The sequence below is a fragment of the Pantoea sp. GW821-FHT03E06 genome (assembly GCF_059420725.1).
Genome location: NZ_JBWKUG010000001.1, coordinates 251505 through 275646, shown reverse-complemented (window position 1 = coordinate 275646; position 24142 = coordinate 251505). Strand labels below are relative to the sequence as shown.

15 protein-coding genes, 1 tRNA gene, 1 rRNA gene and 1 riboswitch are annotated in these 24142 nt (G+C 53.9%); of the genes, 6 read left to right on the top strand and 11 right to left on the bottom strand.

Annotation, left to right across the window (positions count from 1 at the left end; genetic code table 11):
- Nucleotides 1-187: 187 nt before the first annotated feature.
- Both AC07WB_RS01265 and AC07WB_RS01260 read right to left on the bottom strand, forming a co-directional pair.
- Nucleotides 188-263 (bottom strand) — tRNA-Glu (locus AC07WB_RS01265).
- An 89-nt stretch (nt 264-352) separates the two neighbouring features.
- Nucleotides 353-1893: ribosomal RNA gene (locus tag AC07WB_RS01260) — 16S ribosomal RNA — on the bottom strand.
- A 630-nt stretch (nt 1894-2523) separates the two neighbouring features.
- Between AC07WB_RS01260 and purH the strand changes: the two genes are divergently transcribed.
- Nucleotides 2524-4113 (top strand): bifunctional phosphoribosylaminoimidazolecarboxamide formyltransferase/IMP cyclohydrolase, encoded by a 1590-nt coding sequence (purH, locus tag AC07WB_RS01255; protein WP_097095294.1) that lies wholly within the window; start codon nt 2524-2526, stop codon nt 4111-4113.
- An 18-nt stretch (nt 4114-4131) separates the two neighbouring features.
- Nucleotides 4132-5412, top strand: coding sequence for a phosphoribosylamine--glycine ligase (purD, locus tag AC07WB_RS01250; protein WP_494939907.1), 1281 nt, complete (start codon nt 4132-4134; stop codon nt 5410-5412).
- Between the two features lie 45 nt (nt 5413-5457).
- On the opposite strand, the gene AC07WB_RS01245 is transcribed toward purD, so the two are convergent.
- The 6 genes from AC07WB_RS01245 to nudC form a co-directional block, all read right to left on the bottom strand.
- Nucleotides 5458-6123 carry a DUF1481 domain-containing protein gene (locus AC07WB_RS01245; RefSeq protein ID WP_097095296.1) on the bottom strand — a complete coding sequence of 222 codons (666 nt, stop codon included), beginning with the start codon at nt 6121-6123 and terminating at the stop codon, nt 5458-5460.
- A gap of 68 nt (nt 6124-6191) precedes the next feature.
- The gene (gene hupA, locus AC07WB_RS01240; RefSeq protein WP_097095297.1) at nt 6192-6464 is read right to left on the bottom strand and encodes a nucleoid-associated protein HU-alpha; all 273 of its coding nucleotides are present in this window, start codon (nt 6462-6464) and stop codon (nt 6192-6194) included.
- 188 nt (nt 6465-6652) lie between these two features.
- Nucleotides 6653-7243 carry a YjaG family protein gene (locus AC07WB_RS01235; RefSeq protein ID WP_008108422.1) on the bottom strand — a complete coding sequence of 197 codons (591 nt, stop codon included), beginning with the start codon at nt 7241-7243 and terminating at the stop codon, nt 6653-6655.
- Nucleotides 7244-7305: 62 nt separating this feature from the next.
- Nucleotides 7306-7974, bottom strand: a complete 669-nt coding sequence (nfi, locus tag AC07WB_RS01230; RefSeq protein ID WP_097095298.1) for a deoxyribonuclease V — start codon at nt 7972-7974, stop codon at nt 7306-7308.
- A 2-nt stretch (nt 7975-7976) separates the two neighbouring features.
- Nucleotides 7977-9044 carry a uroporphyrinogen decarboxylase gene (hemE, locus tag AC07WB_RS01225; protein ID WP_097095299.1) on the bottom strand — a complete coding sequence of 356 codons (1068 nt, stop codon included), beginning with the start codon at nt 9042-9044 and terminating at the stop codon, nt 7977-7979.
- 39 nt (nt 9045-9083) lie between these two features.
- Nucleotides 9084-9857 (bottom strand): NAD(+) diphosphatase, encoded by a 774-nt coding sequence (gene nudC / locus AC07WB_RS01220; protein WP_494939906.1) that lies wholly within the window; start codon nt 9855-9857, stop codon nt 9084-9086.
- An 88-nt stretch (nt 9858-9945) separates the two neighbouring features.
- Here nudC and rsd point away from each other — a divergent pair, with 88 nt between their 5' ends.
- From rsd to thiE, 3 genes are all read left to right on the top strand, one after another.
- Nucleotides 9946-10452, top strand: a complete 507-nt coding sequence (gene rsd, locus AC07WB_RS01215; RefSeq protein ID WP_097095301.1) for a sigma D regulator — start codon at nt 9946-9948, stop codon at nt 10450-10452.
- A gap of 238 nt (nt 10453-10690) precedes the next feature.
- Nucleotides 10691-10791: riboswitch (TPP riboswitch) on the top strand.
- An 89-nt stretch (nt 10792-10880) separates the two neighbouring features.
- Complete coding sequence (thiC, locus tag AC07WB_RS01210) at nt 10881-12803, top strand: phosphomethylpyrimidine synthase ThiC (protein WP_494939905.1); 1923 nt, start codon at nt 10881-10883, stop codon at nt 12801-12803.
- Nucleotides 12800-13447 carry a thiamine phosphate synthase gene (thiE, locus tag AC07WB_RS01205; RefSeq protein WP_097095303.1) on the top strand — a complete coding sequence of 216 codons (648 nt, stop codon included), beginning with the start codon at nt 12800-12802 and terminating at the stop codon, nt 13445-13447. The genes thiC and thiE overlap by 4 nt, the downstream gene beginning before the upstream one ends.
- 154 nt (nt 13448-13601) lie before the next feature.
- Here thiE and AC07WB_RS01200 read toward each other — a convergent pair whose 3' ends face one another.
- A complete protein-coding gene (locus AC07WB_RS01200) occupies nt 13602-15056 on the bottom strand; it encodes an aminotransferase-like domain-containing protein (protein ID WP_097095304.1) in 1455 nt (484 codons plus the stop codon).
- A 175-nt stretch (nt 15057-15231) separates the two neighbouring features.
- Between AC07WB_RS01200 and AC07WB_RS01195 the strand changes: the two genes are divergently transcribed.
- Nucleotides 15232-15420, top strand: a complete 189-nt coding sequence (locus AC07WB_RS01195) for a DUF1127 domain-containing protein (protein WP_097095305.1) — start codon at nt 15232-15234, stop codon at nt 15418-15420.
- A 66-nt stretch (nt 15421-15486) separates the two neighbouring features.
- Here AC07WB_RS01195 and rpoC read toward each other — a convergent pair whose 3' ends face one another.
- Together rpoC and rpoB are read right to left on the bottom strand one after the other, a co-directional pair.
- Complete coding sequence (rpoC, locus tag AC07WB_RS01190) at nt 15487-19710, bottom strand: DNA-directed RNA polymerase subunit beta' (protein WP_007886289.1); 4224 nt, start codon at nt 19708-19710, stop codon at nt 15487-15489.
- 78 nt (nt 19711-19788) lie between these two features.
- The gene (rpoB, locus tag AC07WB_RS01185) at nt 19789-23817 is read right to left on the bottom strand and encodes a DNA-directed RNA polymerase subunit beta (protein WP_097095306.1); all 4029 of its coding nucleotides are present in this window, start codon (nt 23815-23817) and stop codon (nt 19789-19791) included.
- Nucleotides 23818-24142: the final 325 nt, after the last annotated feature.

Genomic DNA, 24142 nt, shown 5'->3' with positions numbered 1-24142 from the left:
CTGCAGACTGTAAGCATTGAGAGACTCGAACATGTTGTTATTCATTCCTTATTACGGAGAAATGAACCAACACGTCGTTTCAATTTTCAGCTTGTTCCGGATTGTTAAAGAGCAGTATCTCAAACATGACGGTTACGTCAGTTTTGAGATACGTCGTGGAGACACCTTTCACCTGTCACCAAGCAAGTGGCGTCCCCTAGGGGATTCGAACCCCTGTTACCGCCGTGAAAGGGCGGTGTCCTAGGCCTCTAGACGAAGGGGACACGATAGTGTCACGACTTCGCAGCCGTCTTGCTCATTACTTTTCTATCAGACAATCTGTGTGAGCACTGCGCGGGAAGGTATCTTCAGGTAAGGAGGTGATCCAACCGCAGGTTCCCCTACGGTTACCTTGTTACGACTTCACCCCAGTCATGAATCACAAAGTGGTAAGCGCCCTCCCGAAGGTTAAGCTACCTACTTCTTTTGCAACCCACTCCCATGGTGTGACGGGCGGTGTGTACAAGGCCCGGGAACGTATTCACCGTAGCATTCTGATCTACGATTACTAGCGATTCCGACTTCACGGAGTCGAGTTGCAGACTCCGATCCGGACTACGACGCACTTTATGAGGTCCGCTTGCTCTCGCGAGGTCGCTTCTCTTTGTATGCGCCATTGTAGCACGTGTGTAGCCCTACTCGTAAGGGCCATGATGACTTGACGTCATCCCCACCTTCCTCCAGTTTATCACTGGCAGTCTCCTTTGAGTTCCCGGCATTACCCGCTGGCAACAAAGGATAAGGGTTGCGCTCGTTGCGGGACTTAACCCAACATTTCACAACACGAGCTGACGACAGCCATGCAGCACCTGTCTCACGGTTCCCGAAGGCACCAGGGCATCTCTGCCAAGTTCCGTGGATGTCAAGAGTAGGTAAGGTTCTTCGCGTTGCATCGAATTAAACCACATGCTCCACCGCTTGTGCGGGCCCCCGTCAATTCATTTGAGTTTTAACCTTGCGGCCGTACTCCCCAGGCGGTCGACTTAACGCGTTAGCTCCGGAAGCCACTCCTCAAGGGAACAACCTCCAAGTCGACATCGTTTACGGCGTGGACTACCAGGGTATCTAATCCTGTTTGCTCCCCACGCTTTCGCACCTGAGCGTCAGTCTTTGTCCAGGGGGCCGCCTTCGCCACCGGTATTCCTCCAGATCTCTACGCATTTCACCGCTACACCTGGAATTCTACCCCCCTCTACAAGACTCTAGCCTGCCAGTTTCGAATGCAGTTCCCAGGTTAAGCCCGGGGATTTCACATCCGACTTGACAGACCGCCTGCGTGCGCTTTACGCCCAGTAATTCCGATTAACGCTTGCACCCTCCGTATTACCGCGGCTGCTGGCACGGAGTTAGCCGGTGCTTCTTCTGCGGGTAACGTCAATCGGTGAGGTTATTAACCTCACCGCCTTCCTCCCCGCTGAAAGTACTTTACAACCCGAAGGCCTTCTTCATACACGCGGCATGGCTGCATCAGGCTTGCGCCCATTGTGCAATATTCCCCACTGCTGCCTCCCGTAGGAGTCTGGACCGTGTCTCAGTTCCAGTGTGGCTGGTCATCCTCTCAGACCAGCTAGGGATCGTCGCCTAGGTGAGCCATTACCCCACCTACTAGCTAATCCCATCTGGGCACATCCGATGGTGTGAGGCCCGAAGGTCCCCCACTTTGGTCTTGCGACGTTATGCGGTATTAGCTACCGTTTCCAGTAGTTATCCCCCTCCATCGGGCAGTTTCCCAGACATTACTCACCCGTCCGCCACTCGTCACCCGAGAGCAAGCTCTCTGTGCTACCGTCCGACTTGCATGTGTTAGGCCTGCCGCCAGCGTTCAATCTGAGCCATGATCAAACTCTTCAATTTAAGTTTGATTTGCTGCAACAAGTGCAGCGATGCTCATCTGTAAAACGTCATAATGAATTTCATTATGTGTTCACTCGTGAGGCTTTGATATTTTTTTGCGTCCAAAGACGCTGATATCAATCCTGCGAGTGCCCACACAGATTGTCTGATAAATTGTTAAAGAGCGTTGCGAGCAGCGGGTTAACCGCCTGTCGCGAGGTGGCGTATATTACGCTTTCCCTCTTCAGAGTCAAACACTTTTTTCAGCGTTTTCATCCGGCGGAAGTTCTTATCGAATCTTCCTCACCAACACCACATTTCGTAAACCGTTGTGCCGTGTTGATGGATGCGCATTATAGGGAGTTGTTCTCAGTGCGCAACCGCTAAATTCAACAAAAACAACCGTTCGCTGCATTCCACAGCAAAACCCCGCCTTATACGCAGTTACACACACAGTTATCCACACTCCGTCGTACAAATGAATTTAAGCGAGCATCACGCAAACGTTTTCGCTACAATGCCGGGCGACGTCAAGGATGCCCCTTTTGGGGCGTTACATGAGGCAAGTGTTGCCTTCTATATAGAAGAGAGACACTAAGCTTGATGTAACGCTCTTTTTTACGCGAAACAAAGCCAAGGGATAAAACCACCATGCAACAACGTCGTCCTGTACGCCGCGCTCTGCTCAGTGTCTCTGATAAAGCCGGTATCCTCGAATTTGCTCAGGCACTCTCCAGTCGTGGTGTTGAGCTGCTCTCCACAGGCGGCACTGCACGTCTGCTGGCAGATGCGGGCCTGCCCGTCACCGAAGTTTCTGACTACACCGGTTTTCCGGAAATGATGGATGGACGCGTCAAAACGCTGCACCCAAAAGTGCACGGCGGCATTTTGGGTCGTCGCGGTCAGGATGATGCGATCATGGCCGAGCACGCCATTAACCCGATCGACATGGTGGTGGTGAACCTTTATCCCTTCGCACAAACCGTTGCCAAACCTGATTGCTCGCTGGCTGAGGCGGTTGAGAACATCGATATCGGTGGCCCAACCATGGTTCGATCCGCAGCCAAGAACCACAAAGACGTGGCGATTGTAGTGAAGAGCGGCGATTACGAGGCGATTATTGCCGAGCTGGATGCCAACGAAAACTCACTCACGCTGGAAACGCGCTTCGATCTGGCCATTAAAGCCTTCGAACACACTGCCGCCTACGACAGCATGATTGCCAACTACTTCGGCAGCCTGGTGCCGGCTTATCACAGCAACAGCAAAGAACCGGCCGGCCGTTTCCCGCGCACGCTGAACCTCAACTTCATTAAGAAACAGGATATGCGTTACGGCGAGAACAGCCATCAGGATGCTGCCTTCTATATAGAAGAGAATGTGGCTGAAGCATCTGTTGCCACCGCGCAACAGGTTCAGGGCAAAGCGCTCTCTTACAACAATATCGCCGATACCGATGCCGCACTTGAATGCGTGAAAGAGTTCGAGGAAGCCGCTTGTGTCATCGTCAAGCACGCTAACCCATGCGGTGTCGCGGTGGGCGGGTCGATTCTTGAAGCTTACGAGCGTGCCTACAAAACTGACCCGACTTCCGCTTTCGGCGGCATCATCGCCTTTAACCGCGAGCTGGACGAAGCCACCGCGCAGGCCATCATCAGCCGTCAGTTTGTGGAAGTGATCATCGCCCCCTCCGCCAGCGAGGCCGCATTGAAAGTCACCGCCGTCAAACAGAACGTGCGCGTTCTGGTATGTGGTCAGTGGCAAGGCCGCGTTGCGGCGCTGGATTTCAAACGCGTTAATGGCGGCGTGCTGGTGCAGGATCGCGATCTGGGCATGGTTGATGCCAGCCAGCTGCGCGTGGTCAGCAAGCGCCAGCCAACTGAGCAGGAACTGCGTGATGCGCTGTTCTGCTGGAAAGTGGCGAAGTTCGTAAAATCCAACGCCATCGTCTATGCGCGCGACAATATGACTATCGGCATTGGCGCCGGTCAGATGAGCCGTGTTTACTCCGCTAAAATCGCCGGTATTAAAGCGGGTGACGAAGGCCTGGAAGTGAAAGGTTCGGCGATGGCGTCTGACGCTTTCTTCCCGTTCCGCGACGGTATCGACGCCGCAGCGGCTGTCGGCATTAGCTGCGTGATTCAGCCGGGTGGTTCAATCCGTGATGATGAAGTGATTGCCGCCGCTGATGAGCACGGCATCGCGATGATCTTCACCGATATGCGTCATTTCCGCCATTAATTGTTGGGAGCAGTACAGATGAAAATTTTAGTGATTGGTAATGGCGGACGTGAACACGCATTGGCGTGGAAAGCAGCGCAGTCGCCGCTGGCGGAAACCGTGTTTGTCGCACCAGGCAATGCTGGCACCGCACTTGAACCCGCTCTGCAAAACGTGGCCATCAGCGCCACCGATGTTCCCGCACTGCTGGCCTTTGCACAGCAGGAAAAGATCGACCTCACTATCGTTGGCCCAGAAGCGCCGCTGGTGATTGGCGTGGTAGATGCGTTCCGTGCTGCAGGCCTGAAGATCTTTGGCCCAACGCAGGCCGCTGCGCAGCTGGAAGGCTCGAAAGCCTTCACTAAAGATTTCCTGGCACGTCAGCAGATTCCAACCGCCGAATACCAGAACTTCACCGACGTGGAACCTGCGCTGGCCTATCTGCGTGAGAAAGGCGCACCGATCGTGATCAAAGCTGACGGATTGGCCGCCGGTAAAGGCGTTATCGTCGCGATGGAGTTGGCTGAAGCAGAAGCGGCTGTGCAAGATATGCTGGCCGGCAATGCGTTCGGCGATGCCGGTCACCGCATCGTAATTGAAGAGTTCCTGGATGGCGAAGAAGCCAGCTTTATCGTGATGGTTGACGGCAACAATGTGCTGCCGATGGCTACCAGTCAGGATCACAAGCGCGTCGGCGATGGTGATACCGGCCCTAACACCGGTGGCATGGGAGCTTATTCCCCGGCACCTGTGGTGACCGATGAGATCCACCAGCGCGTGATGGATCAGATCATCTGGCCAACCGTTAACGGCATGAAAGCCGAAGGTAACATCTATACCGGCTTTCTGTATGCCGGTTTGATGATCGATAAAGCCGGTCAGCCCAAAGTGATCGAGTTCAACTGCCGCTTCGGCGATCCAGAAACCCAACCGATCATGCTGCGCCTGCAGTCGGATCTGGTTGCGCTATGCCTGGCGGCTACCGACGGCAAACTGGATCAGCAAACCTCGAAGTGGGATCCGCGTCCTGCGCTGGGCGTGGTATTAGCGGCAGGCGGTTATCCGGGAGATTATACGACTGGCGATCAGATTCACGGTTTGCCGCTGGAAGAAGTTCCGGATGGCAAAGTCTTCCATGCAGGAACCACGATGAAAGACGATCTGGTAGTCACCAACGGCGGTCGCGTCTTATGCGTCACCGCGCTGGGTGACGATGTTGCTGCCGCACAGAAGAACGCTTATGCGCTAGCGCAGCACATCTCATGGGATGGCAGCTTCTGCCGCCGCGATATCGGCTACCGCGCGATTAACCGTAAGTAAGCATTCATAGGGGGCGCTGCTTGTGCCCCTTCTCTGTTCGACTCGTCAGAAGTCACTCTCTTTCGGCTGCCAGCTGCATTCGTCGTCCGACGTTACGCGCAGCAGCTGCACGCCTTCCGGCGCTTCCAGCCATGACACCATCAATGGCGCAGCCTGGCTCTGCTGCTGGCGACCTAGCGTATACAGCGTGTCGCGATCAAAGGGCGCATTCACCAGCTTGTCATCGCACTCACGCACCTGATTGCCACCCAGCCAATGGCCCTGACGCAGCAATACGCGGCCTTCAAGTAACGCATTGCTCTGATCCAACATGCGCTGCGCATCAAAGCGATACAACTCTACGCTATCGGCGCTGACCGCTTCACGTCGTCCCGCCAGCTGGCGCTGCATAAAATTGAGGTTACCCTGATGATCGAAGCGTAAAGTGACATCATCCGGCTGCGCGCCAGCAAGATGCCTTTCCACGCTAACCAGCTGTTGCTGTTGCCAGCTGTAATCGGTTGTCTCCATCGCGTCGCCATTAAATGGCGTGAAGACGGTGCGAAGATGAACGGCTTGATGGTCGCTATTCTTGCGCCAGATGCGTACGGTGCCGCGGTCGGCCAGATAGCCGCTCGCCGTAAAGGCAGGAAGATCGGGGGTGGAGCTACAACCCGTAAGAAGCGCACCCCATAACAGGGCGCAAACGCGCTGACTAATCTGATTCAGCATGGCCGCTCCCGGCAACAAAAAGGGGCGATAACGCCCCCTCTTTTAAAGCTAAACCGCAATGCGGAAACTTACTTAACAGCGTCTTTCAGAGCTTTGCCTGAAACGAATGCTGGCACGTTAGCTGCAGCGATTTTGATCTCTTTGCCAGTCTGCGGGTTGCGACCAGTACGCTCATTGCGGTGGTTCACTTTAAAAGTACCAAAACCAACCAGTTGTACAGCATCACCTTCTTTCAGAGACTCAGTGATCGCAGCCAGGGTAGATTCCAGCGCAGTTTTAGCCTGGGTTTTAGACAGGTCAGCTTTCTCTGCGATCACATCAATCAGTTGAGTCTTGTTCATAAGTTATCCTTAAAGTGTATTTATCGCTTGCTAAGCAACGAGTGCGAGGGAAAAGCCATTCTCAGGCCTTGTTCAGCCAGCACGCACCGATAGCCACAATTTTCAGCCCCCCAAATGTAGACCAGACAGGGGGCCCATGTGAAGCCTCCAGGCGCGGTAATTCGGGCCTGAAGTCACGTTTTCTTGCCTTATTGCTGAAAAAGTATACCGATGTTACTGATTCCCGCTTCACGCAGGTCTGCACGCAGTCCTTTAATCAATTCCAGGTCGCGCTCCTCGCACTCTGACAGCAGGCGGAAAATCTCCCACTGCAGGTCCCATTCATCAATGACCGCCTGATTTTCACGCAGCTCTTCGTCGGTCATTTCACGACCGGCCTGGGTCATTTCCAGAATCGCTACGGTGGTAATCGAGGTGCGGCTCACTTCCACCGCGTGCTCCAGCGTTTCACCGCTGAGCTGGGCATGCAGCAGTTCACTTAATGCCACACAGGCATCGATCGCCGGGTGCACGCCGTAAACCTCGAAATCGTCACCGTCAGGGATGGCAGCCTCAAATTTCTCCAGCTGACCATCGAAATTGATTTTGGCATCTTTCACCGTCAGGCTTTCCCAGATCAGATCGAGGATACGGCGATAGAGTTGCGGATCGGCGAATTCAGTCTGCTGACAGAAAGCCCAATAGTTGGGGAACATACGCTCGCAGAGGCAGGCCATGAAGGTCATATGCTGCCAGCTTTCCAGCTTCGCCAGACGCAAATGGACGGGGTTTTGTAACATCAAACTTACTCTCAATAGGTTAGCTGGCGGCAGTGTACCGCAAAAGCCGGGCGCAAACAGCGTTAACGCGAATTTTGCCAGCGCAGAAAAGCCGGGCGGCCTGAAGCGACAGCATCAGCCCAGCGCGTGGGTTCAGGCAGGCGGTAACCCGCCGTACAGGCTTCTACCCAATGCAATGCGCTATCGAGGCTGACGCGATGACCCGTGGAGATAAATAGCGGATTACAGCGCGCTTTACTGCGCCATACCCAGCCAATTTGTTCACCCTTATCGATCAACGGCTGGCGACTGCCCGGCTCGGCAGCCAGATCAGCAAAACGTCCGCACAGACGCTTCTTCGCCACACCAATGGTCGGTACATCCACCAGCGAACCGAAATGCGCCGCCACGCCAAGCCGACGTGGATGAGAAATACCATGGCCATCCACAAACAGCAGATCGGGCTGCTGGGAAAGCTGCTGCCAGGCTTCCAGCAGCGCGGGCATTTCGCGGAAAGATAAGAAACCCGGGATGTAGGGCATGGTGGTCGCCACGCGCGCAATGCGATGTTCCACCAGCGTTAAAGAAGGATACTCGAGAATAACCAGGGCAGCGCGCGTGACCTCGCCGCCCTGCTCAAAACCGACGTCGGCGCCACCAATGAAGCGCGGCGGCAGCACGTCGAAATCATCCTGCCGCACCACATCAGCAGCGCGTTGTAACTGTTCCTGGCGTAATGCGGCTAAATCCATGATTAACCTTGATGGTACGGACGAGACAAGCGATGCACTGCTTCCACAAATGCACCGGCATGCTCTGGCGGCACGTCGGGATGGATGCCGTGCCCCAGGTTAAACACATGGCCTTCACCCGTGCCAAATCCTTCAAGGATCCCTGCCACTTCCTGCTCGATACGCGCTGGCGGTGCATACAGCATGGAAGGATCCATGTTGCCCTGCAGCGCCACTTTGTCACCAACACGACGACGCGCATCAGCGATATCGGTAGTCCAGTCGAGTCCCAGCGCATCACAACCGGTCGCGGCAATCGCCTCCAGCCACTGGCCGCCACCTTTGGTGAATAGCGTAATCGGTACGCGACGACCTTCGTTCTCGTGCAGCACGCTATCGACGATTTTGTGCATGTAGTACAGCGAGAATTCGCGATAGTCGCGACCAGTCAGTACGCCGCCCCAGGTATCGAACACCATGATTGACTGCGCGCCGGCTTTGATCTGCGCATTCAGATAAAGAATGACGCTGTCCGCCAGCTTATCCAGCAACTTGTGCAGCGTTTGTGGATCGGCGTACATCATCTTTTTGATTTTCGTGAAGGCTTTGCTGCTGCCGCCTTCCACCATATAGGTTGCCAGCGTCCATGGGCTACCTGAGAAGCCAATCAGCGGCACTTCGCCTTTCAGATTGTGACGAATCGTACGCACCGCGTTCATCACATAGCCGAGCTCTTGCTCAGGATCCGGTACCGGCAGCTTGTCGACATCGGCGCGACAGGTGATCGGATGGGAGAAACGGGGGCCTTCGCCAGTTTCAAAGTAAAGCCCAAGTCCCATCGCATCGGGAATGGTGAGGATATCGCTGAAGAGGATCGCCGCGTCCAGCGCATAGCGACGCAGCGGCTGCAGCGTAACTTCACATGCCAGCTCAGCGTTCTTACACAGTGACATAAAATCACCGGCTTCAGCGCGCGTGGCTTTGTACTCCGGTAAATAACGCCCGGCTTGTCGCATCATCCATACCGGCGTGACATCTACCGGTTGACGTAACAGGGCGCGCAGATAACGATCGTTCTTCAGTTCACTCATAATAGGCTCTCTCATGCTAAGGCCGGCAGTGTAGCATTTTCACGCCGCGCTGGCGCGACACAGGGCAACGGTATCTTCGATCAGGCGACGCGCAACCGTGCCTGGCGGCGGCAACAGTGGCAAATCGTCATAGCGATACCAACCGGCATCGAGCAACTCTTTGCCGTCGTGCTGCAAGTCACCGCCAGCGTATTCGGCCATATACGCCATCATCAGTGAATGCGGGAACGGCCACGGCTGCGAAGTAACGTAGCGCACGTTTTTCACCCGCACGTTGCTCTCTTCCATCACTTCACGCGCCACCGCTTGTTCTAAGGTTTCGCCCACTTCGACGAAGCCCGCCAGCACGGTGTAAATGTTGTTGCGATGACGGGCATGATTGGCAAGCAGAATCTCATCGCCACGGCGAATGGCCACAATAATGCACGGCGCAATTTGCGGGTAATAGCGCTCGCGGCAGTGATGACACAGACAAGCGAACTCGCGCTTGCTGATATGCATTTCATGGCCGCAATAGCCGCACCAGCGATGCGATCGATAGAACTCCGCCAGCTGCACGCCGCGCCCGGCGATCTGGAACAGACCGACATCTTGATCAATCAGTTGGCGGACCGAGCCCATGCTGTCTGGACGCGCTTCCCGCACGAGCCAGACGTTTTCGCCCTGCCATTCGCCAATCAAAATGCCGTGGCTGCCACTGAGTCCAAAATCGGTGGATAAGCCATGCGGCAGTTCGCCCTGCGGTAACCAAAGTTTTTGCTCATGGCTGACAATCCACCATCCAGCGTCTAAGCTTGAGATCTCACGTTGCATCTTAATCGTTGTCCTTAGCGTTAAACCGCACGCTGAAACTCTAATATTAAGTGTGTAATAAACAACTATAACCTACCTGGAGCCCCATATGCTTAACCAGTTAGATGACCTGACAAAGCGTGTCGGCGGCGGAAATGAATTGGTTGATTCATGGTTGCGCGCCCGTCGACAGCTGCTTGTCACGTACTACGAGCTTATTGGCCTGAAGCCACAAAAAGATGCGTTAACCGCGCTGGATGAACAAGCGCTGGATGCATTTTGCCACAATCTGGTGGATTACCTTTCTACCGGTCATTTTAGCGTGTATGAACACATTATTAGTGAGATGCAGGGTGATAACCCCTTAATGGCTGCCGCGCAAATTTATCCGGCACTTGAGGCGAACACTGACCGCATCATGCAGCTCTACGACAGTCATTTGCAGCAAGCGATTAACGACGATAACTGTGTCGATTTTCAGCAGGCGCTGTCCGAAGTCGGCGAAGTGCTGGAATCGCGCTTCACGCTGGAAGATAAGCTGGTACAACTCGCCTGGGATAACCAGCTGGCGCATCTACCGGTTGCCAATGACAGCGTCATCGCCCGCCCGGCCTGAATGCCCGCAGTTGTAAAAAACTTGTTATTCGAGAAAAGCCCTCTTATGCTAAATGGGCTTTTTTTATGAGCCTCTTCCAGAAAAATGAAGAGTCAGGTTTTGCGATATAAGCGTAGCGTGCGCAGCCAGTTTGCACTCGGACAGCGCGCAGGGACCGGAGCGTACACGAAGTACGTGACGGCCACGAGCACTGCCCAGGTGCAAAATGGCAAGCAAAGTAGCTTATATCGTAAAACCCAACACCTTGTCGGAGTGCCCTTAGGGGCTGAGACCGTTAATTCGGGATCCGCGGAACCTGATCAGGTTAGTACCTGCGAAGGGAACAAGAGTAGATATCATCAGCACGATGTCGGCTTATGCCGTTATCGTATCTGTTACTCCTTCCGAACTCTGGGCAAGCAACTTCCAACTTTTATAGGAAATTTGCTATGTCTGCTAAAACCTCTCGTCGTGAACAACGTGCTCAGGCGCAGGAATTTATCGATTCCCTCCAGGGAACCGCTTTTCCGAACTCAAAACGCATCTGGATCACCGGCAGCCGCGCGGATATTCGCGTGCCCATGCGTGAGATTCAACTGAGCCCAACGCACACCGGCGGCAGTAAAGACGATCCACAGTATGAGCCGAATGAACCGGTGCCGGTATACGACACGGCCGGTGCTTATGGCGATCCTGAAGCCACGATCAATGTGCATCAGGGGCTCACCAGGCTGCGCACCAACTGGATCGAAGCGCGCGGCGACAGCGAAACCATTCACCAGCTGAGTTCCCGTTACACCCAACAGCGTCTGGCAGATGAAGGCCTGGATCATTTGCGTTTTGAGCATCTGCCACAGCCGCGCCGCGCCAAAGTGGGTCGCTGCGTTACCCAACTGCACTATGCACGTCAGGGCATCATCACGCCGGAGATGGAGTTTATTGCGCTGCGTGAAAACATGGGCCGCGAGCGTATTCGTGGTGAAGTGCTGCTTCAGCAGCATCCCGGTCACAGCTTTGGCGCCAACCAGCCGGAAAATATCACCGCGGAGTTTGTCCGTCAGGAAGTGGCCAGCGGCCGCGCCATCATCCCTGCTAACATCAACCATCCCGAATCCGAACCGATGATCATTGGTCGCAACTTTCTGGTGAAGGTGAATGCCAATATCGGCAACTCGGCGGTCAGTTCTTCGATTGAAGAAGAAGTGGAGAAACTGGTGTGGTCAACGCGCTGGGGGGCAGATACCGTGATGGATCTCTCTACCGGACGTTATATCCATGAAACGCGCGAATGGATTCTGCGTAACAGCCCCGTGCCGATTGGTACGGTGCCGATTTATCAGGCGCTGGAAAAGGTGAACGGTATTGCCGAAGACCTCAACTGGGAAATATTCCGCGACACGCTACTGGAACAGGCGGAGCAAGGCGTCGATTACTTCACTATCCACGCTGGCGTGCTGTTGCGCTATGTACCCATGACGGCTAAACGACTCACCGGCATTGTGTCACGCGGCGGATCAATCATGGCGAAATGGTGCCTGTCGCACCATACCGAAAGCTTCCTGTATCTCCACTTCCGCGAGATTTGTGAGATCTGTGCTGCCTACGATGTGGCATTGTCTTTGGGCGACGGCCTGCGTCCGGGCTCAATTCAGGATGCCAACGACGAGGCGCAATTTGCCGAGCTGCATACGCTAGGCGAACTGACGAAAATTGCCTGGGAATATGATGTGCAGGTGATGATTGAAGGTCCGGGCCATGTGCCGATGCAGATGATTCGCCGCAATATGACCGAGCAGCTGGAGCACTGCCACGAAGCCCCTTTTTATACGCTCGGTCCACTCACTACCGATATCGCACCCGGCTACGACCACTTCACTTCCGGCATCGGCGCGGCAATGATTGGCTGGTTTGGCTGCGCCATGCTGTGTTACGTGACGCCCAAAGAGCACCTCGGTTTACCGCATAAAGAGGATGTGAAGCAGGGGCTGATCACCTACAAGATCGCCGCACACGCTGCGGATCTGGCGAAAGGCCATCCGGGCGCGCAGATTCGCGATAATGCGATGTCCAAAGCACGTTTTGAATTCCGCTGGGAAGATCAGTTCAACCTGGCACTTGATCCGCATACCGCTCGCGCCTACCACGACGAAACCTTGCCGCAAGAATCGGGAAAAGTGGCGCACTTCTGCTCGATGTGCGGCCCCAAATTCTGCTCGATGAAAATTACCCAGGAAGTCCGCGAATTTGCCGCCCGTCAACAGGTTGAAGCTCAGACCATCGAGGTGGGCATGGCGCAAATGTCGGATGCCTTCCGCAATCGTGGCGGCGAGTTGTATCACGCTGCCGATACCCTAAAAGAGGAAAAAGTATGACTGACGCCTTTCCTGCCACCGCCCCAAAACTGGGGCTGTATCCAGTAGTTGATAGCGTGGAGTGGATCGCGCGCCTGCTGGAAGCCGGTGTGCGCACTATCCAGCTACGCATTAAAGATTGCGAGGATCATGAAGTTGAAGATGCAGTGCGCGAGGCGATTGCACTTGGCAAGCAGTATCGCGCACGCCTGTTCATCAATGATTACTGGCGCTTAGCGATCAAATATCATGCTTATGGCGTACATCTTGGTCAGGAAGACCTCGATGTTGCCGATCTGGCGGCCATTCGTCAGGCTGGATTGCGCTTAGGTTTATCGACGCATGATGATAACGAGCTGGATCGCGCACTCGCGCTGCGCCCTTCTTACATTGCGCTCGGACATATCTATCCCACGCAAACCAAAGACATGCCATCAGCCCCGCAGGGCGTGGTGGAATTGAAACGCCATCTGGCACGTTTGCAGGACATGCCAACCGTGGCAATCGGCGGTATTTCACTGGCGCGCGTACCTGAAGTGCTGGCAACGGGCGTCGGAAGTATTGCCGTAGTGAGCGCAATTACCCAAGCGCCAGACTGGCGTGCGGCAACGCAGGAACTGCTGGCATTGGTGGAATCTGGAATCCAGCCCGCAGAAGAGATGTAAGGTGTTGTGAGTAAGAGTAATAAGCTGGAATGCATTATGCATTCGCTGGATGTCGCATCTGGTGCCATTTCGCAACCACGTTAAAGTGTGCCTGCCCGCTGTCGCTTGCAGCGGGCCAGGGCTGGTCCTAACCTCTCCCAGCCCTGCCTTTCTTTTAAACAGTCAGGGAGGAGGTATGCACAGTTTCTATATTACAGGCCAACATGGCACGCTCCACTGCTGCACCGAGCTGGGCTATCGCCTGCTCTGTATGCTCATTCATTGGCAATCCGTAATTCAGGCGCAGGCAATTGCGATATTTTCCCGAGGCCGAAAACAGCGATCCTACCGCAACCTGGATATTCAGCTCCCGCAATTCGGTATTCAACCTGACCGCGTCAAACGCTTCTGGCAGCTCGATCCACATCAGGAAACTGCCCTGTGGCCGCGACACACAAATACCGCACGGGAAATAGTGGCGTACCCAGCAGTTAAAGGTTTCGTAGTTGCGCTGATAAACCTGGCGCATACGACGCAGATGCGGCAGATAATGGCCAAGGCGAATAAACTCTGCCACCGCATGCTGCGGCTGCGTCGCCGTGGAACCAGTACTGATGTATTTCATATGCAGTACGCGATCGCGATAGCGTCCCGGAGCGACCCAGCCGACGCGCAGTCCCGGAGCCAGTGTTTTAGAGAAAGAACTGCACAGCAACACCCGCCCATCACTATCCAGCGATTTAATCGTAACCGGGCGCGGATATTCCCATGCCAGCTCACCATAGACATCGTCTTCAATAATCGCCGCATCGAAACGCTGCGCCAGCGTCAGCAGCGCGCGCTTGCGGGGCTCAGGCATAATAAATCCCAGTGGATTATTGCAGTTCGGCACGACAACCACCGCTTTAATCGGCCACTGCTCAAAGGCGAGTTCCAGTGCTTCCAGGCTAATGCCCGTCACCGAATCCGTGGGGATCTCAATGGCGCGAATGCCAAAGCCGCGCAGCGTCTGCATGGTGCCGTGAAAAGTGGGCGATTCGACGGCAATGATGTCGCCCGGCTGACATATCGCGCGAATGGAAATCGACAGTGCTTCGTGGCAGCCAGTGGTGATAACAATATCGTCCGCCGTGAGCTGACAACCACTGTCGATCGTCAGCCGTGCGACCTGTTCGCGCAATGCCGCCACGCCCAGCAAGCTGTCGTAGTTGAGTTGATCAACATCCTGCTTTTGCGCCATGCGGCTCTGTATTTTCCACAGCGGTTTCAACGTTGGCTGGGTCAAATCGGGCATGCCGCTGCCGAGCTGCAACACATCGCTGTTAGTGCGGCTACTTAGCAACTCCAGCACCGATTCCCACTGAGTGATTTCAACCGGTCGCTGTGCTGGTCGGGTGAGTGCAGGTACGGGCGGCGTGGCTTTGCGCGTTGCGACGAAATATCCGGAACGTGGCTGCGGCACAATCAGCTGCTTCTCTTCAAGCAAATGATAAGCCTGCTGCACGGTACTGATACTTACGCCGTGCTCCAGACTAAGCGTGCGTACCGATGGTAATCTCTCGCCGCTGCGGAACAGCCCTTGTTCAATCCTATCCGACAGCAAACATGCTAAATGTTGGTAGCGCGTCATCGTATGCCTCATCCCGCCGTTAATTACAGCAAACCGGTACAGATACCCTGTATTATTACCATTCAGATCGTCACAATTGCAATCTGTATGTTAAAGATAAGTGATTTTTGCATCTGTATCATTTTGTGCAGGAATTGGACAATGCATCTCAGGCAACCTACTGAGGGCAATGACTATGGAATTCGACCAAAATCGCGCAGCTAAACCTTTTAATGTGACGTTATTGGATATCTTTCGCGGTGCCGTGCGCATGGTGAAAAACTGGAAAGCTCGGCGTGAAACGCATCGCATCCTTTCACAGCTGAGTGACAACCAGCTTCGCGACATCGGGCTGACACGCGACGAAGTCTGCCGCAAGTTTTAACTGCATTGAGACGAAAAAAAACCCTGCCGAGGCAGGGTTTTTTATTGGTCAGCTTAAGCAGACGACTTACTCGTCGTCGCTTCCGCCCAGACCGGCGTTCAGCAATTCCGCCAGGCTAGCAGAGGCTTCATCCGCAGTAACCTGCGGTGCAACCGGAGCTTCACCCGCAGAGCGGCGACGCATACGATCCTGATGATAAGCATAACCGGTACCGGCTGGAATCAGACGACCCACGATCACGTTCTCTTTCAGGCCGCGCAGTTCGTCGCGCTTGCCTGCTACTGCGGCTTCGGTCAGGACACGTGTGGTCTCCTGGAACGATGCTGCAGAGATGAACGATTCAGTTGCCAGTGACGCTTTGGTGATACCCAGCAGATCGCGCATGAACGTCGCGCCGATTTTGCCATTCGCTTCAAGTTCACGGTTAGAGATCTTGATGCGAGAGTATTCAGCCTGCTCACCTTCCAGGAAGTCGGTGCTTCCCACGCTCGAGATGGTTGCTTTACGCAGCATCTGACGAACGATGACTTCAATGTGCTTATCGTTAATCTTAACGCCTTGCAGACGGTAAACTTCCTGCACTTCGTTCGTGATGTAACGGGTCACAGCATGGACGCCACGCAGACGCAGGATGTCGTGCGGAGACTCTGGGCCGTCAGATACGACGTCACCACGTTCTACGCGCTCACCTTCGAATACGTTAAGCTGACGCCATTTTGGAATCATCTCTTCGTACGGATCGCTACCATCAACCGGCGTAATTACCAGACGACGCTTACCTTTGGTCTCTTTACCGAAGGAGATGATACCGCTGATCTCCGCCAGGATGGCTGGCTCTTTCGGACGACGCGCTTCGAACAAGTCTGCAACGCGCGGCAGACCACCGGTAATATCCTTGGTACCGCCAGATTCCTGCGGAACACGCGACAGCGTGTCACCGGCACTGATCTTAACGCCATCTTCCAGCTGAACAATTGCTTTGCCCGGCAGGAAGTACTGAGCTGGCATATCGGTACCTGGAATCAGCACATCATTTCCGTTGGCATCGATAATTTTCAGCGCAGGACGCAGATCTTTACCACCCGCAGTACGTTCTGCAGAGTCCAGAACCACCAGCGATGATAGACCGGTTAAGTCGTCAGTCTGACGGGTAATGGTCTGACCGTCGATCATATCAGTGAAGCGAATGAAACCGCCCACTTCGGTGATGACCGGCATGGTATGTGGATCCCAGTTTGCTACGGTCTCGCCCGCGGCAACCTGCTCACCGTCACCTTTCGCCATGACCGCACCGTAAGGCACTTTATAGCTCTCTTTGGTACGACCGAACTCGTCGATCATTTTCAGCTCAACGTTACGTGAAACAATAACCAGTTTCCCTGAGGAGTTGGTTACAGACTTCGCGTTGGTCAGCTTGATAGTACCTTTGTTCTTCACCTGGATGCTGGATTCAGCAGCCGCACGAGATGCCGCACCACCGATGTGGAACGTACGCATCGTCAGCTGAGTACCCGGCTCACCGATGGACTGTGCTGCGATAACGCCGATGGCCTCACCTTTGTTGATGATGTGACCACGTGCCAGATCGCGACCGTAGCAGTGTGCGCACACACCGAAGTCGGTTTCACAGCCAACAACCGAACGCACTTTGATCGCATCAACTGAATTCAGTTCGATCACATCACACCAGTGCTCATCGATCAGGGTGTTACGCGGAATCAGGATATCTGCAGTGCCCGGCTTCAGAACGTCTTCAGCCGTTACACGACCCAGTACACGCTCACGCAGTGGCTCTTTAACGTCGCCACCTTCGATGACCGGAGTCATCATGATGCCTTCGAACGTGCCGCAGTCATCTTCGGTAACCACCAGATCCTGCGCTACGTCTACCAGACGACGCGTCAGATAACCGGAGTTAGCGGTTTTCAGTGCGGTATCCGCCAGACCTTTACGCGCACCGTGCGTGGAGATGAAGTACTGGAGTACGTTCAGACCTTCACGGAAGTTCGCGGTGATCGGCGTTTCGATGATTGAGCCATCTGGTTTAGCCATCAGACCACGCATACCGGCCAGCTGACGAATCTGTGCAGCAGAACCACGCGCACCGGAGTCGGCCATCATGTAGATACTGTTGAACGATACCTGCTGCTCTTCTTCGCCGTGACGGTTGATCACAGTTTCAGTTTGCAGGTTATCCATCATCGCTTTGGAAACGCGTTCGTTAGCGGCGGCCCAAATATCGATAACTTTGTTGTAACGTTCGCCAGCAGTGACCAGACCAGACTGGAACTGTTCCTGAATCTCAGCAACTTCCGCTTCCGCTTCCGCTACGATTTCCGCTTTCTTCGCTGGGATCACCATGTCGTCGATACCGACAGAGGCACCTGAACGGGCTGCGTAAGCAAAACCGGTGTACATGGTTTGGTCAGCAAAGATTACGGTCGGCTTCAGGCCCAGGATGCGGTAACAGGTGTTCAGCATCTTGGAAATCGCTTTCTTACCCAACGCCTGGTTGACGATGGAGTAAGGCAGGCCTTTCGGTACGATCATCCACAGAATCGCGCGACCAATGGTGGTGTCGATAATGCTGGTTTTCGCAACGAACTCTTCCTGCTCGTTCTTGGTGTATTCAGTAATACGCACTTTAACGCGTGCATGCAGCTCGGCCAGACCAGCGCGATAAACACGCTCAGCTTCTTTCGGGCCAGTCAGCACCATGCCTTCGCCTTTGGCGTTCACTTTGTCGCGGGTCATGTAGTACAGACCCAGAACAACGTCCTGTGAAGGAACGATGATTGGCTCGCCGTTCGCTGGTGACAGAATGTTGTTGGTCGACATCATCAGCGCACGTGCTTCCAGCTGGGCTTCCAGCGTCAGCGGTACGTGAACAGCCATCTGGTCACCATCGAAGTCGGCGTTATAAGCCGCACAAACCAGCGGGTGCAGCTGAATTGCTTTACCTTCGATCAGAACCGGTTCAAACGCCTGGATACCCAAACGGTGCAGCGTTGGTGCACGGTTCAGCAGTACCGGGTGTTCGCGGATCACTTCGTCCAGGATATCCCAAACGACAGCTTCTTCGCGCTCAACCATTTTCTTCGCGGCTTTGATGGTGGTGGCGAGGCCACGCAGTTCCAGCTTGCCGTAAATGAACGGTTTGAACAGCTCAAGAGCCATTTTCTTCGGCAGACCGCACTGATGCAGACGCAGGTATGGACCAACGGTGATAACTGAACGGCCAGAGTAGTCAACACGTTTACCCAACAGGTTCTGACGGAAACGACCCTGCTTACCTTTGATCATGTCTGCCAGAGATTTCAACGGACGCTTGTTCGAGCCAGTGATGGCGCGACCGCGACGGCCGTTATCCAGCAGTGCATCAACCGCTTCCTGCAGCATACGTTTTTCGTTACGTACGATGATGTCTGGCGCAGCCAGATCCAGCAGGCGTTTCAGACGGTTGTTACGGTTGATCACGCGACGATACAGATCGTTCAGATCTGAGGTAGCGAAACGACCACCATCCAGCGGTACCAGCGGACGCAGATCTGGCGGCAGTACCGGCAGAACGGTCAGGATCATCCACTCTGGCTTGTTGCCAGATTGAACGAACGCTTCCAGCAGTTTGATACGCTTGGTCAGCTTTTTACGTTTGGTTTCGGAGTTGGTTTCGTTCAGCTCTTCACGCAGCTGCTCGCACTCTTGCTCCAGATCCATATTTTTCAGCAGCGCCTGGATAGCTTCCGCACCCATCTTCGCGTCGAATTCGTCACCGAACTCTTCCAGCGCGTCAAGATACTGCTCTTCCGTCAGAATCTGACGTTTTTCCAGGTTGGTCATGCCGCCTTCGATCACCACATAAGATTCGAAGTACAGCACGCGCTCGATATCACGCAGTGGCATATCCAGCAGCAAGCCGATACGCGAAGGCAGTGATTTCAGGAACCAAATGTGCGCAGTAGGTGAAGCCAGCTCAATGTGGCCCATGCGCTCACGACGTACTTTGGTCTGTGTAACTTCAACGCCACACTTCTCACAGATCACGCCGCGATGTTTTAAACGCTTGTACTTACCGCACAGGCATTCGTAATCTTTTACCGGTCCGAAAATACGGGCACAGAAAAGACCGTCACGCTCTGGCTTGAAGGTACGGTAGTTAATGGTTTCCGGCTTTTTAACTTCACCAAAAGACCATGAACGGATCATGTCTGGCGAGGCCAGAGCAATTTTGATCGCATCAAACTCTTCGGTCTTAGTTTGCGCTTTCAGAAACTTAAGTAAGTCTTTCACGGATTAGCTCCCGTCGGAGTGGAACTCTCAGGGACGCGCACCCGAAGTGCACGTCCCGTAACCAGTACTTGCGAGTACTTACTCGTCTTCCAGCTCGATGTTGATACCCAGCGAGCGAATCTCTTTCAACAGTACGTTGAAGGATTCCGGCATGCCCGGTTCCATCTGATGGTTACCGTCGACGATGTTTTTATACATCTTCGTACGGCCGTTAACGTCATCAGATTTAACGGTAAGCATTTCCTGCAGGGTATACGCGGCACCATATGCTTCCAGTGCCCACACTTCCATCTCACCGAAGCGCTGTCCACCGAACTGCGCTTTACCACCCAGCGGCTGCTGAGTAACCAAGCTGTAAGAACCGGTAGAACGTGCGTGCATCTTATCGTCGACCAGGTGGTTCAGTTTCAGCATGTACATGTAACCTACGGTTACCTGACGCTCAAACTGCTCACCGGTACGGCCGTCGAACAGGGTGATCTGACCGGAAGAAGGCAAACCGCCGAGCTGCAGCAGCTCTTTGATTTCGCTCTCTTTCGCACCATCAAACACCGGAGTCGCGATTGGCATACCCTTCTTCAGGTTTTCTGCCAAACGCAGCACTTCGTCGTCGGTGAAGGTGTTCAGGTCAACTTTCTGACGCACATCGGTGCCCAGATCGTAAGCACGCTGGATGAACTCACGCAGTTTGGAGACTTCTTCCTGCTTCTTCAGCATCGCATTGATCTTTTCACCAATGCCTTTCGCCGCCATACCAAGGTGAGTTTCCAGAATCTGACCGATGTTCATACGCGATGGTACGCCCAGCGGGTTCAGTACGATGTCGACCGGCGTACCGTTCTCATCGTAAGGCATGTCTTCGATAGGGTTGATCTTCGAGATAACACCCTTGTTACCGTGACGACCTGCCATCTTGTCACCAGGCTGGATCTGACGCTTAACAGCCAGATACACCTTAACGATTTTCAGCACGCCTGGTGCCAAATCATCGCCTTGAGTGATCTTGCGACGCTTAGCTTCAAGTTTCTTCTCAAACTCGTGCTTCAGCTCGTCGTACTGCTCAGCCAACTGCTCCAGAGAATTCTGCTTCTCTTCATCAGTCAGGCCCAGCTCCAACCAGCGCTCACGTGGCAGTTTGTCCAGCTTATCAGCTTCAACACCACCCGAAATCAGTACCGCCTGGATACGACCGAACAGGCCCGCTTCAAGAATCTGCAATTCTTCAGACAGGTCTTTCTTCGCCTGCTTCAGCTGCATCTCTTCGATTTCCAGCGCGCGCTTGTCTTTTTCCACGCCATCACGGGTGAAGACCTGCACATCGATAACCGTACCGGATACGCCGTTCGGCACGCGCAGTGACGAATCTTTCACGTCAGAGGCTTTTTCACCGAAGATCGCACGCAGCAGTTTTTCTTCTGGCGTCAGCTGGGTTTCACCTTTCGGGGTAACCTTACCAACCAGAATGTCGCCACCGGTCACTTCCGCACCGATATACACGATGCCGGATTCATCCAGTTTAGAAAGCGCAGCCTCACCCACGTTCGGGATATCAGCGGTGATCTCTTCTGGCCCCAGCTTGGTGTCACGAGACACACATGCCAGTTCCTGGATGTGAATAGTGGTGAAACGATCTTCCTGAACCACACGCTCGGATACGAGGATGGAGTCTTCGAAGTTGTAACCGTTCCATGGCATGAACGCCACGCGCATGTTCTGACCCAACGCCAGCTCACCGAGATCGGTAGACGGGCCATCAGCAAGTACATCGCCACGCTCAATCGGCTCACCCAGATTCACACATGGCATCTGGTTGATGCAGGTGTTCTGGTTAGAACGGGTGTACTTGGTCAGGTTGTAGATGTCGATACCCGCTTCGCCCGGATACATCTCTTCTTCGTTAACTTTGATAACGATACGAGAAGCATCAACATACTGAACGGTACCGCCACGTTTCGCTACGGCAGTTACACCGGAATCAACCGCTACTGCACGTTCCATACCGGTACCAACCAGCGGCTTATCAGCACGCAGAGTTGGAACCGCCTGACGTTGCATGTTCGCACCCATCAAGGCGCGGTTAGCATCATCGTGCTCCAGGAACGGGATCAGTGACGCACCGACAGAAACCACCTGCTGGGTGGAAACGTCCATGTAGTCAACCTGATCGCGGCTGAACAGGCTTGATTCACCCTTACTACGGCAGGTGACGAGATCGTCAACAAAGCTGCCATCGTCTGCAAGGTTGGTGTTCGCCTGAGCGATAACGTAGTTACCCTCTTCAATTGCAGAGAGGTAATGAATTTCGTCACTCACTTTGCCATCTACAACGCGACGATATGGGGTTTCAAGGAAACCATATTCGTTAGTCTGCGCATAAACAGAGAGTGAGTTGATCAGACCGATGTTCGGGCCTTCCGGGGTTTCGATAGGACATACACGACCGTAGTGGGTTGGGTGTACGTCACGTACTTCGAAGCCGGCACGTTCACGAGTCAGACCACCTGGGCCCAGAGCAGAGATACGACGTTTGTGCGTAATCTCAGACAACGGGTTGTTCTGATCCATAAACTGGGAAAGCTGGCTTGAACCGAAGAACTCTTTCACCGCTGCCGAAATCGGCTTAGCGTTGATCATGTCCTGTGGCATCAGCGTATCGAGGTCGCCAAGAGACAGACGCTCTTTAACTGCACGCTCAACACGAACCAGACCTACGCGGAACTGGTTTTCTGCCATCTCGCCAACAGAACGAATACGACGGTTACCGAGGTGATCGATATCATCCACTTCACCGATACCGTTACGGATACCGATAAGTTTCTTCATCACTTCGATGATGTCGTCTTTGCTCAGGATACCTGAACCTTCGATCTCATCACGCAGCAGAGAACGGTTGAACTTCATGCGGCCAACCGCAGAAAGATCGTAACGATCTTCAGAGAAGAACAGGTTCTCAAACAGGTTTTCAGCGGCTTCACGCGTTGGTGGCTCACCAGGACGCATCATGCGGTAGATCTCAACCAGTGCGCTTAAGCGATCGCTGGTTGGGTCAACACGCAGGGTCTCGGAGATATATGCACCGTGATCCAGGTCGTTGGTAAACAGCGTTTCGATGCGCTTGTGGCCTGATTGGCTCAGCTTCGCCAGCAGATCCAGTGATAATTCCATGTTCGCAGGAACAATCAGCTCGCCGGTGTTCAGGTCGACGTAGTCTTTAGCGACTACTTTGCCAGCAATGTATTCAACCGGCACTTCGATATGCTGAATGCTGTCTTTTTCCAGCTGACGGATGTGGCGCGCAGTAATGCGACGACCTTTCTCAACGTAGACCGTGCCGTTGGCTTCGATATCGAAGGAGGCGGTTTCACCACGCAGGCGCTCAGGCACCAGTTCCATCTGCAGTTTGTTATCGCGGATTTCATAAACGACTTTATCAAAGAACAGATCGAGGATTTGTTCTGAGGTGAAGTTTAACGCGCGCAGAATGATACTGGCCGGCAGCTTACGACGACGGTCAATACGGACAAAGAGGTTATCTTTCGGGTCAAACTCGAAGTCGAGCCATGAACCGCGGTAAGGGATGATACGTGCGTTATACAGCACTTTACCGGAAGAGTGCGTTTTACCCTTATCGCTGTCAAAGAACACGCCAGGACTACGATGCAGCTGAGAAACGATAACACGCTCAGTACCATTGATTACAAAGGTACCGTTGTCGGTCATGAGTGGAATTTCACCCATGTAGACTTCTTGTTCTTTGATGTCTTTTACGGTGCCTTCCGGCGCTTCGCGCTCGTAGATCACCAGACGCAGTTTCACGCGCAGCGGTGCCGAATAGGTCACGCCACGGATCTGACATTCAGTTACGTCAAAGACCGGCTCACCCAAACGGTAGCTGACATACTGCAACTCAGAGTTGCCGCTGTAGCTAGAGATCGGGAATACGGAGCGGAAGGCTGCTTCCAGACCGTACTGGCCTTCTGGATCTTGCTCGATAAACTTCTGGAACGAGTCAAGCTGGATAGAAAGGAGATAAGGTATGTCCAAAACTTGTGGACGTTTACCAAAATCCTTACGAATACGTTTTTTCTCGGTATAGGAGTAAACCATGGGGTTCCTCAGCTAGCTGACATGTCGAACCACGCTGTCCGTCCTGAAAAGGACAGTTCATGCAACACTATTTTTTGTTTTTCATGCGATGCGTAGCACCCCATGCAATACATCTTTCTATCACTCTTAAATCATTTCATCGCCGTTGTTCAGGCAGGGAACCTTTGCAGGAAAGCGATATATTAAGGCGTCGATAGAAAAAGATATTGAAGAGGAATGACGGACAAACAGTGCGAAACGCCATCATTCCCCTGTAGCGCAAAAAGGCTGGTGACCTGAAAAGTCACCAGCCATCAGCCTAATGTTACTCAGGCTGCAACCCAAG